Here is a 14,704-nt window from a genome sequence, read left to right as displayed (position 1 = left end):
TCTCAGTTCCCGGAGCGAGGCAGAGAATGAAAACGCCGTTTAAAATAGATCAGCCCGCCCCCCTCTTCTTCCAGCCAGATTGCCCGCACCGACACCAGGTAGATTTGATGTGTTCCCAGACTCTGCACCTGGCTGATTTCACCCTCCAGGCTGGCCAGCGCGTCGCCCAGCAGCGGCTGACCATATTCCCCCTGCCGCCAGCCGTCCAGCAAAAAGCGATCCGCCATGGCCAGCCCGGTCATGCCGGCAAAGTGGCGCGCCATCACCTCCTGGTGGTGATTGAGCACATTGATACACATCCGTCCGTTGTGCTGAAACACCGCATTCATGGCACTGCTGCGGTTAATGCAAACCAGCAAGGTCGGCGGCGTATCGGTCACCGGACACACGGCGGTAGCGGTAAGACCACAGCGCCCGGCCTCCCCCTGCGTGGTCACGATACAGACCGCGGCCGGAAGACGGGCCATGGCATCGCGAAACGGTAAACGCTGTAAGCTGTCATCAGACATCACTGACGCCCCCGTTCATCAGACGATCCAGCTGGCAGATATCGTCATTATTATGCAGATGCGGTTTTTTCCAGCCGTGGCGGTCATAATCTGCCAGACAGCGGTCAACCATCTCCATCATGCCGTCCATCGCACCGGAGTGACGCGCATCACGCAGGCACTGCATACGCACTTCGTCCTGGCTGCCCGCATAATTGATTTCATAAAGCTCATGGCGCCCCCCGAACTCGCTGCCGCTGGCATCCCACATCAGTTTCATAATTTTGATGCGCTGCTCGTGATCCATTCCGTTAGACCCCCTCACGAAGCGGGCAAGGTAGCGGTCGATTTCCGGGTTCTGCAGATCGCGTACGCTGGAAGGCAGATAAATCAGCCCGCTGGCCACGTTGCACTCGATAATATGCTTGATCTTTGCCCAGGCCATCGGAGCCATGACCCGGTAGGTATTCATCGCCTGTGCATCCGGCAGATATGCCCCGTTAACCCAGGGTCTGGCCTCCGCTGACATCGCATCGCTCAGCGACCAGAACAGATTGCGCCAGGCCACCACTTCCCCCAGCGCCGCCTGTACGCCGCGAAATTCTATGGTGCCGGTGCATTCCAGGCTTTTGTGCAGCAGCGCAGTCATAAAATCCAGCTTCACCGCCAGCCTGACGCAGGCCTGCATCGGGTAAAGTCTGACAAAACCGCCCTCTGCATACCAGCGTCGGCAGCGGTCGAAATCGCGATAGATCAACACGTTTTCCCAGGGGATCAACACCTTGTCCATCACCAGTATGGCGTCATTTTCGTCAAAACGGCTGGAGAGAGGGTAATCGAACGCGGATCCCACCGCCCCCGCCGCCAGCTCATAGGAGGCACGGGAAATCAGCTTCACCCCGCTCGCGTCCATCGGGGCAATAAACATCAGCGCAAAGTCCGGGTCGCTGCCCATGACCTGCGCGGAACCAAACCCGATAAAATTGAAGTGCGTCAGCGCCGAGTTAGTCGCCACGACTTTGGCCCCGCTGACGATAATCCCGGCGTCCGTCTCCTTTTCCACCCGGATATAGACATCCTTCACCGCATCAACGGCCTTGTGACGGTCAATGGGTGGATTGACGATGGCGTGGTTAAGATAGAGCCCCGCCTCCTGAATCCGGGTGTACCAGTGGCGCGCATTATCCGCATAAGGCCCGTAAAAATCCGGGTTCGCCCCCAGCGCGCTGGCAAAGGCCGCTTTATAATCCGGCGTACGGCCCATCCAGCCGTAACTGAGGCGTGACCAGGCGGCAATCGCGTCCCGCTGCTGGCGGATCGCCTGCGCGCTGCGCGCATAGCGGAAAAAACGGTGCGTATAACCGCCGCTACCGGTATCCGTCTCCTGGCACAGCGTGTTGTGCTGTTGCGGATCGTGCAGGGCATCGTACAGCGCGGCAACACTACCGGCTGCATTGCGGAAGGCCGGATGGCGGGTGATATCTTCCACCCGCTGGCCATAGATATAGATTTCACGCCCGTCGCGCAGGCTTTCCAGATATTCACTGCCGGTAAACGGGCGCGTGAGTGAGGCTCGGTGATCGTCAGGTTTCATCGTGTTTTCTCGGGTTCAGAGTAGAAGATGACGCCGCTGAGGCGCATAGATTGTTATAATTTTGTTGCTATTTAAGCGTGGGACATCCGGCGCAGGAAGAGACGTTTCTGGCTATCTCAGGCACTTTTCAGTAGCCTGCCCATTATCGTCAACAGAGGCATAAAAAAGCCGCTGTAAGGACACCACTGGCCGCACTGCACTCTCCGGGAAACCCTTGAAGTCATGAAAAGAAAAACGCTTCTGACGCTGACTGCGTTATTGTCTGCCCCCGGCGCACACGCCGGATGGTATAAAGTGGATAACTATGCGGGGACTATCGGGGCCTGGCCGGTGCATATTTCTCTGCAGCAGTACGACAGCTATGGCAGCGGGCTCAATATTAAGGGCAGCTACTACTACGATAAGCATCGCGCCCCTATCCCGCTCTATGGCAGACAAACCGCCACCACGTACGCGCTGTGCGAAATCCACAGCGCTGCGGAATTTGACCGGGTGATGAATCAGGGAACAACGGAGGCGATGGACACCCGCGCCTGTCCTTTCCGCCTTGCGCGCGAGGGCGATCGCCTGCAGGGTGAATGGCAGCAGGGCAAGAAGCGCTACGCGGTGTCACTGCAGCACACCGCGTCGCTGGATAACACCGCAGAAGGCAGCATCACGGGTGACACCGTCGATATCCCGTTCTGGGGGCAAACCGCCACCCACAGTTTTGTCGGCCACTATCAGGCCAGCGCCGACGGTATTGCCATCCGCCGCGTCAGCGTGGTGAATAAAAGCACCGGGAAAGTGGATCAGATCCTCGACCCGCAGCAACACCAGTGTGAATTCGGTTTTTATATGACGGCGATCTATCAGAATATTGAACCCCTTGATCAGGGGAAAGGCATTACGCTCAACTGCTACAGCCAGAAAGCCGATGTCGTGGTGGATTATCGTTTTGATGCCGGGCAGAAGCGCTATCGCGCCTCTGCGCCATAACCCTCACCGGCGGCGGAATTCGCTGGGCGAACATCCGGTCAGACGGTGAAAAAAACGGGCGAAATAGGCCGGATCTTTGTATCCCAGCTGCCAGGCGATCTGGTGAACGCTGCCCGCGCTGAACAACAGCAGCCGCTTTGCTTCACGCAGCGTCCGTTCAAAGACCAGGCGTTTGGGGGGCTGGTTGGCCAGCCGGCGGCACAACTCATTAAGACGCGACTCGCTGATCCCCAGCTCACGGGCATATTCCGGTACCGTCAGATGCTCACGGTATTTTTCATCCACCATTTTTGTGAAGCGCTGAAACATCGTCATCTCGCCACGTACACTGATGTGCCCCGCCCCCCCTTCTCCCGATGACACCTCACGCAGCAGCAGCAGAAATAACGCCTGAGACAACAGTCTGAGCTGGGTATCACGCCCCTTGCACTGATGAGAAAACTCCTGTGCAACCAACGTCCAGAGATGAGCCAGCGCACTGCGCGTCAGTGGACTTTCCACCAGCGACAGGCAGAACCCGGGGATCATCAGCGCATCGCGACTGCCTGGCCACAGCGCCTGCAGCAGCGGCCAGATCAGTTCCTGCCTGACCGTTAATACATGCCCGTCGCTGTCCTCTTCGGTGATAAAGGCATGAGGCACGGAAGGGGGGATCAGAACGAACAGCGGGGCCCGTACGGCATAATGATGATCGTCCAGCTGGAGCTCAATTTTACCGCTGGTCAGGCAGTGAAGTTGAAAATAACGGTCATGCCAGTGTGGGCGCATATCGCGACCAAAAAAGGCGGCCATCTGTGAAAAGACGGCATAATGCACATCATCGCTGCCGTCGTTTCCATCCCCGAACTGCTGGCTGATATTAATATTTTCCATTGCCCTCTCCCGTCCATCCTGTTCAGGGTTGCCGGCCGATCTTATGGAAGATGATGGCATCGCTCTCTCCCCGAACCGTCACCGTGACGACACGTCAATAACCGGCGTCGGTCGGGTGGTAAAGCGTGCCGCCAGCGATTCGGCCGATCTCGCCAGCAGGGTGGTATCGACGCCGGGTGCGACAAACAGCGCCCCCAGTTCCAGATAGCGCTGCGCCAGCCCTTCATCGGCAGTCAGGATCCCCGGTGCCTTACCGGAAGAACGGATGCGGGCGATAGCCTTCTCGATAACGGCCTGTACCTCAGGGTGGCCGGGGCGGCCTGGAAAACCCATATCGGCACTCAGATCCGCCGGGCCAATAAATACGCCGTCAACCCCGTCGACGGCGAGGATTTCTGCCAGATTCTCCACGGCCTGCCGGGTTTCGATTTGCACCAGAATACAGAGCTGTTCCCCGGCCCGTTGCAGATAATCAGCAATACGGTTCCAGCGGGAAGCACGGGCCAGGGCGCTGCCCACCCCGCGAATACCCTGCGGGGGATAATAACAGGCCCTGACCGCGGCCCGGGCTTCGTCACCATTCTGCACCATCGGGATCAGCAGGGTCTGCGCCCCGATATCGAGCAGCTGTTTGATCAGCACCGGATCATTCCAGCTCGGACGTACCACCGGGTGACAGCAGTAAGGGGCTATCGCCTGCAGCTGTGCCAGCACCGAACGCACGTCGTTAGGGGCGTGCTCACCGTCAATCAGCAGCCAGTCAAATCCCGCCCCGGCCAGCAGCTCGGCGCTGTAAGGATCGGCCAGCCCCAGCCACAGGCCAATCTGCGGATCTTTCTGTAATAAGGCTTGCTTGAATTCGTTGATAAACATAATCACTCCTCAGATAAAGCGACAACCAATCGCGCCCATCGTGCCGTAGTCCACGTGGAACGTGTCCCCTTTCCGTGCTGCCACCGGGCGGGTAAAGGAACCGCTCAGGATCACCTGTCCCCCCTCCAGCTGAACATCATGTCGCGCGAGCTTATTCGCCAGCCAGGCCACGCCATTTGCCGGGTGATTCAGTACCGCTGCCGCCACACCGGACTCTTCGATCACCCCATTACGGTACATCAGGGCGCTGATATGACGCAGGTCGAGTGCATCGGGTCTGACCGGCCGGCCTCCCATCACGACCCCGGCGCTGGCGGCGTTATCGGCAATGGTGTCGAAGACTTTTCGCGGCCGCTGCGTCTTAGGGTCAATGCCGTGGCAACGGGCATCGATGATCTCCAGTGCCGGGATCACGTAGTCCGTGGCATTCAGCACGTCAAAGAGCGTGCACTGCGGACCGCGCAGCGAGGTGCCCAGCACAAAAGCCAGCTCCACCTCGACTCGCGGCACGATAAAACGTGCCACAGGGATATCGCTCCCTTCGACGAAAAACATATCGTCCAGCAGTGCGCCGTAGTCGGGTTCGTTAATCTGCGAGGTCGCCTGCATGGCTTTGGAGGTCAGGCCGATTTTGTGACCTTTCAGCAGACGGCCTGCGGCGATTTTTCTGGCAATACCGCGTCGCTGTATGGCATACGCATCGTCCAGGGTGATCTCCGGATGCCTGAGTGAGAGCTGGCGGATCTGTTCGCGGTTTTTTTCAGCCTGATTCAGCTCGGCCGCCAGCCGGTCCAGCGTAAGATCGTCTAACATAGGGTTCATTCCTTCATGCCTGAAACAGCGCGTGAACATTATTTTGTTTAAAGTTGAACTGCGGATGCAGCTCCTCAAGCACCAGCGACAGCGCCAGATAACGCCGGGCCATTAAGGCCGCAAAGTGGCTTTTAATCAGTTCAAACAGCCCCGACAGCACCGGACGGAGCTGTTCCGCGCGACGTCCGTGCCCGATTTTCAGCGTCATATGCACAAAGGCATAATCCTGCTGACCGTCCGCCATCTGCCAGGTTTCCACCCAGTGAACGCGGCTACGGATGCCTGCCAGAGGGAAAAGCCCGCTGTCGGCAAGAAAGGCATTAACCCGGGAAAAAAGCGCCGGAAATTGCGCCTGCTCACGGATATTGTCACTGCACTCGACGATAAAGTGCGGCATGGTCGACCTCCTTATTTACGCCATCTGGGGAAAGATAACGTTCACCTGCCCGGTACCGGAGCTGGGAAACAGGTCGGTGATCACTTCGGCTTTCTGGTGATAGCGATCCCAGCCCAGCAGGCCCATCAGCATCACGGTGTCATGCATATTGCCCTCGCCGTAACAGTAATCGGCGTACTCCGGCAACATGCGACAGAACTCGGTGAAGCGCCCCTCCCGCCAGAGTTTCATCACCCGCCTGTCCATCTGTTCGTCAAACTCACGGGTCCAGGCGTTCATCCCCTCTTCCGCCCGCTGGTCATCAATAAAACGGTGAGAGAGAGAGCCGCTGGCGAGCACCGCCACGGTGCCAGGATATTTTTCTACCGCCCGCCGCACCGCCTCACCGAGGCGTCGGCTGTCGGCAAAATCATGGACGGTACAGAAAGCGGAGATCGACACCACTCTGAAACGGCGGTCGCTGTTCATATAACGCATCGGCACCAGCGTGCCGTACTCCAGCGTCAGGCTTTCAATGGCATGCGCCTGGGCGCGAACGCCCTGTGCTCTTGCCTCCTCAGCGATCAGGTAACCCAGTGCCGGGTTACCTTCATAGTCATAGGCCATATCACGGATAAAATGTGGCAGTTCGTGGCTGGTGTAGATGCCGCTGAAGTGCGCATTGCAGTTGATGTGGTAGGCGCTGTTCACCAGCCAGTGGGTATCAAAAACCACCAGCGTATCCACGCCCCGCTCACGGCATCGGCGACTGATTTCATGATGCCCTTCAATCGCCGCCTGGCGGCAGCCGTGATGTTTACCCGGCATTTCAGAGAGATACATTGACGGTACGTGGGTGATTTTGGCCGCCAGCGCTAAGGTTCCCATGCTTCCTCCTTACAGACCCCATTGGGGGATCGGATGATCGCCAAATGAGATGCAAACGTTTTTCATCTCAGCGAAGACTTCAAAGCTGTATTCGCCCCCTTCGCGGCCCGTCCCTGACGCCTTTACGCCGCCAAAAGGTTGACGCAGATCGCGAACATTTTGCGTATTGACGAACACCATTCCCGCCTCAATATGCCGTGCCAGCCGCATCACCTTGCTGACATCCTGCGTCCAGAGATAAGAGGCCAGACCGTATTCCACGTCGTTGGCCAGCCTCAGCCCCTCCGCCTCATCCTTAAAGGGCAGCAGGCAGGCGACGGGGCCGAAGATCTCCTCCTGCGCCACCCGCATGCGGTTATCCACGTCAGCCAGCACCGTCGGCCGCAGAAAATGGCCGTGATCCAGTCCCTCAGGTTTTTCCGGCCCGCCAGCCCGCAGCGTGGCCCCCTCTTCCATACCCAGACGGATATAAGCTGACACTTTGTCCCAGTGCTGACGGCTAATCAGCGCCCCTATCTGTGTGGCGGGGTCGGTCGGATCGCCGACGCGCAGGCGGTTTGCCCGTTCGGCAAACCGCTGCACAAACGCGGGATAAATACTCTGCTGAATAAAAATGCGGGATCCGGCGGTGCAGCGTTCCCCATTAATGGAAAAGATGGTGAAGAGCGCCGCATCCATTGCGCGGTCGATATCAGCATCCTCAAAGATCAGCACCGGGGATTTCCCACCCAGCTCCATCGAGTATTTTTTCAGACCGGCATTTTTCATAATGGTACGCCCGGTGGTGGTACCGCCGGTAAACGACACGGCACGCACGTCGTGATGCCGTACCAGCGCGTCACCCGCCGTGGCTCCGTAGCCCTGTACCACATTCAGCACGCCGGCGGGGATACCAGCCTCACGGGCCAGCGCGCCCAGCCGGTCGGCCGTCAGCGGCGAAAGCTCAGACATTTTCAGGATGGCGGTGTTGCCCAGTGCCAGGCAGGGTGCCACCTTCCACGTGGCGGTCATAAACGGCACATTCCACGGCGACACCAGCGCGCAGACGCCGACCGGCTGGATCAACGTGTAGTTCAGCATCCGGTCATCAACCGGATAGGTGCGCCCGTTCATCTGCTGGCAGATCTCAGCAAAGAATTCAAAGTTGTGGGAGGCCCGGGGGATCAGCACATTTTTGGTCTGATGGATCGGCAACCCGGTATCGGCCGTTTCCAGCGCGGCAATATGCGGTACGTCACGGTCAATCAGCTCACCCAGGCGGCGCATCAGCCGCGCACGCTCTTTCATCGGGGTGTTAGCCCATTTAGGAAAGGCGGTACGCGCCGCGTCGACCGCCAGGGCCACCTCGCGTTCGCCGCCCGAGGCGACCTCGGCCAGCACCTCGCCGGTGGCCGGGTTGCTGGTGGTAAAATAGTCGCTGCTGCTGATATTTTTGCCGTTGATCCAGTGGTTGATCTTTTTCATCGTGCACCGTCCTCATACTGTTGTTCACTGACGATCCGGTTGGTTAAGCGGCCGACGCCCTCCACCTCCACGACCACTTCATCGCCGGGGCGCACGTCAGACAGCCCTTTCGGGGTGCCGGTAGCAATCATGTCCCCCGGCTGTAAGGTGATAAATTCGCTCAGCCAGGCAATAAGAAACGGAATATCAAACACCATGTCACGCGTGCTGCCGCTCTGTCGCAGCTCACCGTTGACGAAGGTTTTCACCTGCAGGTGATGGGGGTCCGGCAGCGCGGCGGGATCGACAATGGCCGCACGCAGGGGCGTCAGGGTGTCGCGACTTTTTACCCGCAGGTTAGGCCGGTAATAGTTTTCCAGATAGTCGCGTACCGCGTAGTCATTACACAGGGTATATCCGCCGACATACTCCATGGCCCGATCGCGGCTGACGTGGCGCGCCGTTTTGCCGATCACCACCACCAGCTCTGCCTCATAGTGCATATAGTCGACCTGGTCAGGCCGTACCGATACACTGCCGTCTCCGGTCAGGCTGTTTGCCGCCTTAATAAATACCAGCGGCGTGTCCGGCGCGTTAAAATTCAGCTCGCTGGCGTGGTCGGCATAATTCAGACCCAGCGCAAACAGCGTGGGGGTGGCTTCGGGCTGCTCGCACAGCGGTGCCTGCTGGCTGAAGCGGTTATTCAGCGAGGGTAATCCGGCAGCTTTCACCGTGACACTGTCACCGTCCTGCAGTGCCACCCGCTGCTGCGGCGTTCCCAGCAGGATCATGTCGCCGGGTTGCAGGGTCACAAACTCACTCAGTGCCGCAATCAGTTCAGCCGCATGACGGTGCAGACCACCGGTATCCCATACGTCCCTGACTTCGCCGTTGATCTCGGTAATAATTTGCAGCGCGCTGACATCACGCAGCGCTACGACTTCACCCACCGGACAGAAACCATCGCGGCACTTGGCCCTGATCGCCGGACGATAAAAATCCTCCTCTGCCAGGCTGACCTCATTGGCCAGCGCATAACCCGCTATATGGTCTTTCGCCTGCGCCGGCGCCACCTTATGCGTTGTTTTTGCGATAACCACCGCCAGTGTCGCCCCGCTGAACACGGTGACGCCGGCCGGCAAACCGATGGTGTCACCGTGATGTCGCCAGGTATTACGTGGCTTGATAAACCAGACGGGCGTCTCAGGCGGCGTGTTATAGGGCGGTTGGTGGAACTTTTCAGCCCAGGCCTCAGTCTGTGACTGATGATTCAGCGCCACGCCAAAAATGGTTCTTTTCATCATTACCCTCAACTCTGTTATTTCATTAATATATTAATGAAATTAGAATTACGCGCGAAAAGGGCAGGGATCAACTCCGTTTTCACGGGTTGTGATCTCAATTACAAAAAATTAACAATTACAAAAAAGCGATATTTTTCATATGATTGATTAGTGCAAAGAAAGCAATGAAAAGTACCTGAGGCGGTGGGTCATGCCGGGCGCTGGCCTTTTTATGTTAGTATTAATAAAACCCCTCATTACAGTAAAATAATGCACGAATCTCTGACTATTGCTCTCTTACAGGCCCGCGAAACGGCCATGGGCTATTTTCGCCCGATCCTGAATCGTTACGGACTGACCGAACAACAGTGGCGCATCGTGCGGATACTCGCAGACGTAAACATGCTGGACTTCCATCAACTGGCGCAGCAGGCCTGTATTCTTCGCCCCAGTCTGACCGGGATCCTGACACGACTGGAACGTGACGGGCTGGTATCACGCCTTAAACCTGTCAGTGACCAGCGTAAGCTGGTGGCCGCACTGACGCCCGCCGGTCAGGCGCTGTACCAGCAGGCCAGACGTGAAGTGGATGCAGGTTACCTGGAAATTGAGCGCCATTACGGTGAAGAGAAACTGCGACAGCTAACGCGGCTATTAGAAGAATTCAATCAGCGGGCGTAAACCGGCTAATCCGCCAGTCTTGCCATCATCTGCCCCAGCAGTTGAAACAGGCTTAACAGCAGCATCCTCTGCCGGGTGTTAAGCCGCAGATAGCGTCGCATGGGCGGTATGCTTAGCCGTACCTCACTGGCAGCAAAGGGTTCAACCTCGCACCGCCAGTGGCCATGCGCCAGGGTAAATCGAAAACGCCGGTAGTCCAGCTCACCCAGCGTCCGGGCGATGATCGGATAGCGTTTCACCATCTGCAACAGTCGCCCGGCATCATGGCCTGCCTCACGCGTCTCGAAAACGACGGGCTGACGTTTCAGCCAGCCGGGTTGGCGGGCCAGCAGGATGACTCTTTCCTGCAGTGCACAAACGCCCTCCAGACGAAATAGCGTGTGCGTAATCTGGCCCATAAACAGCCGCTTCCTGCGGCTGGTGACGGTAACCGTCCGCCGTTCGTCGAGTTCAATGGCCATCGTTCCGGGTACGGGCTGGCTTAAGGCCCAGCCAGCAAGGTCATGGCTGAGACGCGCCAGCAGCGGATCATTCCAGAGAACGCAGGACATCACGACGCCCCGATGATAATGCGCGATCGCTAAAAGCACGTTCCAGCACAACTTCAACCGCTTCGGGTTTAAAAGGATTAATCCGCATCACGAAAAGTGACCACAACAGGGCATAACAGGAAGTCAATGCAAGCATCGTGCAGAAGGGAACCAGGATAGCGTGAGGATTCATTCCCGGCGGGGTGATGTTCACTATCGCCATGAGTATCCCTGCACTGGAGAGAACCTGCGGGAGCGGAAAAAAGGGAGAACGGTAAGCCCGCGGCAGATCGGGCCGACGAAGCCGGAGTAGCACCACTGACAACGTCACCAGCAGATAGGAAACACCCCAGGCACACACTGCCGCCAGCACCATCGGCAGGATGTGGCCCAGATCGCCCCGCAGGAGAACAGCATGGGAGCAGGGAATGACCACCGCCACGGCAATGGCCACCACAGGCGTTTTAAAGCGCGGGTGCAGCCAGGTGAAGCATTTGGGCAAGGCCCCGTCCAGCGCCATGCCATAGAGAATACGCGGTACCGCAGCCATCAGGGTATTGATGGTCGCCGCGCCCGCCAGCAGCATTCCAGCACCCAGCCACAGCTTTCCTGTCTCCCCCATTATCCGTCCGGCAAACGCCGGGATCACCAGCGGCGTATCAAAGAGATGTACCCCCTTTGCCGCGTCCAGCAGCACGTTCGGCACCTGCCGGTTAAGTGCCGCGCCGAAAAGCAGCATGCAGCCAGCCACACCGCACAGGCCCAGCGCCATGGCGCGGGGGATGGTTTTATCCGCGCGGCGGATCTCCGGTGCCATCGGCGTCACCAGTTCACAGCCGACAAACATAAACATCGCCATTCCCGTCATGCTGATCAGCCTCTGAGGATGGCGGAAGTCTGGCGGCAGGCCGAACCAGCCCGCGTGAGCGGGAACGGGTGCCGCCAGCAGCCCGCAGAGGCTAAAGATCAGCAGCGTACTCCACATGATGAAGGTCAGTACCACCTCCACCTTGCCAAAAATTTCGATGCCGGTGGCGTTCAGCAAGCCAAACAGCAGCACCATGCCTACCCCCACCAGCCAGCTGTCAGAATGCGCGCCAGGATGCAAAGTGCCGTCGCCAAAGTTGACCATCGCTATCACGCCCGACAGGATGGTTTCTGCCGTCCCCGCAAACACATGCACCACCAGATAGGCGCACAGCGCACCAGTAATAGCAAAAAAACGCCCCATCCCGCAGGAGATATAATCGTAGACCGAGCCGGTCGTCGGGATGAGGATGGCGGCCTCTGAAAAGCTCATCAGCTGGGCCTGCATCATAATAAAACCGATCAGTATCGCCACGGCGAAGGTATCTCCCCCGCGGCCAAATCCGCTGGTCACCGTCAGGATCACCGGACTGGCCATAATCAGTCCCACCGAACTGGCCAGCGTGGTAGGAAAACCGACCGCCCCCTGTTTAAGATGCGCCGCAAGCCTGTTTTTTAACATTTTACTCTCCCCGGATAGGACGAATAAAAGGAGTGTAAACAGGCATTGAGAGCGCTCAGTATCGCCCGAAGGAACGATACTGAGCGTTTCCTGCCGCAGCTCACGTTATTAAAATGTTTATGGTGTGTTAATTAAAAAAACTGACAAGGAGAAGGCATGGGCATCCTCACACCATCCGTTCAGCCGGAAGCGTTTATTCATGAATGTCTGTACACCGTGACACATCTGATCCCCGGGGCATCGGCGGTATTTTACCTGGTAGACAGTAATCTGGTACCCGGTCAGCACCTGCTGTCCGGCATCCCGGCCGACGTCCATCAGGCCTATTTACAGGACTTTCTGGTACTGGATCCCCTGCATCCACGGCTGTTCAATCACCAGCCGGTCACCCTAGCCGGACTGCATGAGGCGATACACAGCACCCCTTATTACCGGCAGTTTATGGTGCCCAATCACATGGAGGATATGACGGAGATTTTTGTCCGCCGGCGTAAACGTATCGTGGCGGGCCTGTCGATTATCCGTGACTGTGCTTTCACCGCCGCCGAGCGACTCCGCCTGCGCGCATCGCTGCCGCTGATTGAACTGGCAACGGAAGAACTGATCCCCGGCGCGGCACACTGTCATTTAACGCCCAAAGAGCTGCAAATTGTCGGCATGGTGCGGGAAGGGGCCTGTAATAAACGCATTGCCCGCCAGCTTGACGTCTCTCTGTCGACCGTCAAAACCCACCTGCGCAATATTTTCGCGAAAACTCAGGTTAACAGTCGTACCGAACTGGCCGCCGGATCGGGGCTGACGTATCACAGAGAGACCCGGTACTGAACCGGGCAGTGCTCTTGTAACGGCATCGTCTGCCAGTCAGTAACGCATCATAACGGACTTTAACTGCGTGTAATCCGCCACAAAGGCGCTGCCAAATTCGCGCCCGTTGCCGGAACTTTTTACCCCGCCAAAAGGCAGTGCCGGATCGAGGAAGGTATGCATATTCACCCAGACCGTTCCTGCCCTGATACGCTCACTGTAGCGTAGCGCCTTGCTGAAATCATGAGTCCAGACGCTGGCAGCCAGCCCGTAGGGTGAGGCATTCACCCACTCCAGCGCCTGCTCCTCATCGTGATAAGCCATAAACGCGCCTACCGGACCAAATGTCTCCTGCTGCATTAGCGTGGCCTCGGCGCGATTCACTTTCAGCACCGTGGGTAAAAAGTAGTAGCCCGGCAGGTCCGGTGAACGTCCACCGCAGAGCAGTTCATCTCCCTCTTTTTGCGCCTGAGCCACCAGCGTCTGCACTTTTTTAAGATGTGCGCTGTTCGCCAGCGGGCCCAGCTGACATGCCTCGTCCAGCGGCGATCCCGCCGTCAACTGAGCCAGCCGCCGGCAGAGCGCCTCCAGCACATTGTCGCACTTCTCCGCCGGCAGATAAAAACGCTCGGCAGCCGCACAAATCTGCCCCTGATTGATATAACCCGCCTCGATAATGCCGTCGACCATCTCCTCCTCGGACATATCGTCAAGGAACAGTGCTGCATTCTTCCCACCCAGTTCCAGCGTGAACGGTATCGCGCGTGCACAGGCCGCACTGCCCACTGCCCTGCCGGTTAATCCAGAGCCGGTAAAGGTGACTTTTGCACAGTCAGGATGGTCGGTAAGTAGCGGGCCGAGCAGCCTGCCATCACCGTTAATGATGTTGATCACCCCACGCGGAAAGCCCACCTCCCCTGCCAGCTGCGCCACCCGCAGCATCGTCAGCGGCGTAAACTCACTCGGCTTAAGCACCACAGTACAGCCGCAGATCAGTGCCGCGGCCATTTTCCAGACGGCAATCATGATGGAAAAATTCCACGGGAGGATCCCGACAACCACGCCCAGCGGCTCGCGCGTGGTAAAACCCCGGTATTTTTCACCCTGAAAGGAAGGTAATGACAGCTCAGGCGTTTCACCGGCAATTTTTCCTGCCCATCCGGCAAAGTAGCGCAAAAAAGCCACCGACTGATCCAACTCCAGCCCGCGTGACAGCGTAATCAGCTTGCCGGAGCACAGCGTTTCCAGTTGAGCCAGCTCCTCACGGTGTCGCTCCAGTGCGTCGGCAAGCTTCAGCAACAGCGATCCTCTTGCCAGCGCGGGCATGGCGGCCCATTCCCCCTGAAACGCCTGCTGCGCCGCTGACATAGCGGCCTGCACATCACTGGCTCCGCCATCCCGTACCTGGGCAACTTCCTGCGCCGTCGCCGGGTTGATAACCGGACGCAACGGGCCCTGACCGGGCAGGCTGTTGCCATTAATATAGTGGCCGTGTTCACGCTGTAAAAATGCGCTCACGGCCGGAAGCACTGCGACTTCACTCATAATCCCTCCTGGTAATAAACGATGGTTGTCTGTTCCGCCACGCTGA

15 protein-coding genes are annotated in these 14,704 nt (G+C 58.0%); 3 read left to right on the top strand and 12 right to left on the bottom strand.

The window, feature by feature from the left end; translation table 11 throughout:
- Positions 1 to 2 precede the first annotated feature (2 nt).
- Both hpaC and hpaB read right to left on the bottom strand, forming a co-directional pair.
- Positions 3 to 509, bottom strand: a complete 507-nt coding sequence (hpaC, locus tag EPE01S_RS20400) for a 4-hydroxyphenylacetate 3-monooxygenase, reductase component (RefSeq protein WP_062748845.1) — start codon at positions 507 to 509, stop codon at positions 3 to 5.
- Positions 502 to 2,082: a 4-hydroxyphenylacetate 3-monooxygenase, oxygenase component gene (gene hpaB / locus EPE01S_RS20395; protein ID WP_062748843.1), complete on the bottom strand. Its 1,581-nt coding sequence runs from the start codon at positions 2,080 to 2,082 to the stop codon at positions 502 to 504. Before hpaB ends, hpaC begins: the two co-directional genes overlap by 8 nt.
- A 222-nt stretch (positions 2,083 to 2,304) precedes the next feature.
- On the opposite strand from hpaB, the gene EPE01S_RS20390 reads away from it, so the two are divergent.
- On the top strand, positions 2,305 to 3,060 hold the full coding sequence (locus EPE01S_RS20390; RefSeq protein WP_062748841.1) for a hypothetical protein: 756 nt from the start codon (positions 2,305 to 2,307) through the stop codon (positions 3,058 to 3,060).
- Positions 3,061 to 3,063: 3 nt separating this feature from the next.
- Here the strand turns inward: EPE01S_RS20390 and hpaA are convergent, their stop codons facing one another.
- The 7 genes from hpaA to EPE01S_RS20355 form a co-directional block, all read right to left on the bottom strand.
- A complete protein-coding gene (hpaA, locus tag EPE01S_RS20385) occupies positions 3,064 to 3,933 on the bottom strand; it encodes a 4-hydroxyphenylacetate catabolism regulatory protein HpaA (RefSeq protein ID WP_062748839.1) in 870 nt (289 codons plus the stop codon).
- A gap of 78 nt (positions 3,934 to 4,011) precedes the next feature.
- A complete protein-coding gene (gene hpaI / locus EPE01S_RS20380) occupies positions 4,012 to 4,806 on the bottom strand; it encodes a 4-hydroxy-2-oxoheptanedioate aldolase (protein WP_062748836.1) in 795 nt (264 codons plus the stop codon).
- A 9-nt stretch (positions 4,807 to 4,815) separates the two neighbouring features.
- Positions 4,816 to 5,619 (bottom strand): 2-oxo-hept-4-ene-1,7-dioate hydratase, encoded by an 804-nt coding sequence (hpaH, locus tag EPE01S_RS20375; protein WP_062748834.1) that lies wholly within the window; start codon positions 5,617 to 5,619, stop codon positions 4,816 to 4,818.
- Between the two features lie 13 nt (positions 5,620 to 5,632).
- Positions 5,633 to 6,016 (bottom strand): 5-carboxymethyl-2-hydroxymuconate Delta-isomerase, encoded by a 384-nt coding sequence (locus tag EPE01S_RS20370; RefSeq protein WP_062748832.1) that lies wholly within the window; start codon positions 6,014 to 6,016, stop codon positions 5,633 to 5,635.
- A 15-nt stretch (positions 6,017 to 6,031) separates the two neighbouring features.
- Positions 6,032 to 6,883 carry a 3,4-dihydroxyphenylacetate 2,3-dioxygenase gene (gene hpaD / locus EPE01S_RS20365; RefSeq protein ID WP_062748830.1) on the bottom strand — a complete coding sequence of 284 codons (852 nt, stop codon included), beginning with the start codon at positions 6,881 to 6,883 and terminating at the stop codon, positions 6,032 to 6,034.
- A 9-nt stretch (positions 6,884 to 6,892) separates the two neighbouring features.
- Positions 6,893 to 8,347, bottom strand: a complete 1,455-nt coding sequence (gene hpaE, locus EPE01S_RS20360; RefSeq protein WP_062748828.1) for a 5-carboxymethyl-2-hydroxymuconate semialdehyde dehydrogenase — start codon at positions 8,345 to 8,347, stop codon at positions 6,893 to 6,895.
- Entirely contained in the window at positions 8,344 to 9,627 is a 1,284-nt protein-coding gene (locus EPE01S_RS20355; RefSeq protein ID WP_062748878.1) for a fumarylacetoacetate hydrolase family protein, read from the bottom strand. Before EPE01S_RS20355 ends, hpaE begins: the two co-directional genes overlap by 4 nt.
- Before the next feature lie 252 nt (positions 9,628 to 9,879).
- Here EPE01S_RS20355 and hpaR point away from each other — a divergent pair, with 252 nt between their 5' ends.
- Positions 9,880 to 10,290, top strand: a complete 411-nt coding sequence (gene hpaR, locus EPE01S_RS20350) for a homoprotocatechuate degradation operon regulator HpaR (RefSeq protein ID WP_062748876.1) — start codon at positions 9,880 to 9,882, stop codon at positions 10,288 to 10,290.
- A gap of 5 nt (positions 10,291 to 10,295) precedes the next feature.
- Here the strand turns inward: hpaR and EPE01S_RS20345 are convergent, their stop codons facing one another.
- Together EPE01S_RS20345 and EPE01S_RS20340 are read right to left on the bottom strand one after the other, a co-directional pair.
- Positions 10,296 to 10,841, bottom strand: a complete 546-nt coding sequence (locus EPE01S_RS20345) for a DUF3156 family protein (protein ID WP_062748826.1) — start codon at positions 10,839 to 10,841, stop codon at positions 10,296 to 10,298.
- Positions 10,819 to 12,309, bottom strand: coding sequence for an APC family permease (locus tag EPE01S_RS20340; RefSeq protein ID WP_062748824.1), 1,491 nt, complete (start codon positions 12,307 to 12,309; stop codon positions 10,819 to 10,821). Before EPE01S_RS20340 ends, EPE01S_RS20345 begins: the two co-directional genes overlap by 23 nt.
- 156 nt (positions 12,310 to 12,465) lie before the next feature.
- Between EPE01S_RS20340 and EPE01S_RS20335 the strand changes: the two genes are divergently transcribed.
- Positions 12,466 to 13,134 (top strand): helix-turn-helix transcriptional regulator, encoded by a 669-nt coding sequence (locus EPE01S_RS20335; RefSeq protein ID WP_062748822.1) that lies wholly within the window; start codon positions 12,466 to 12,468, stop codon positions 13,132 to 13,134.
- Positions 13,135 to 13,170: 36 nt separating this feature from the next.
- On the opposite strand, the gene EPE01S_RS20330 is transcribed toward EPE01S_RS20335, so the two are convergent.
- Positions 13,171 to 14,658 (bottom strand): aldehyde dehydrogenase family protein, encoded by a 1,488-nt coding sequence (locus EPE01S_RS20330; protein ID WP_062748819.1) that lies wholly within the window; start codon positions 14,656 to 14,658, stop codon positions 13,171 to 13,173.
- Between the last annotated feature and the right edge of the window lie 46 nt (positions 14,659 to 14,704).

The sequence above is a fragment of the Erwinia persicina NBRC 102418 genome (assembly GCF_001571305.1).
GTDB classification, from domain to species: domain Bacteria; phylum Pseudomonadota; class Gammaproteobacteria; order Enterobacterales; family Enterobacteriaceae; genus Erwinia; species Erwinia persicina.
The sequence above is the reverse complement of the archived record's forward strand: the minus strand, read 5'-3'. Positions and strand labels throughout refer to the sequence as shown.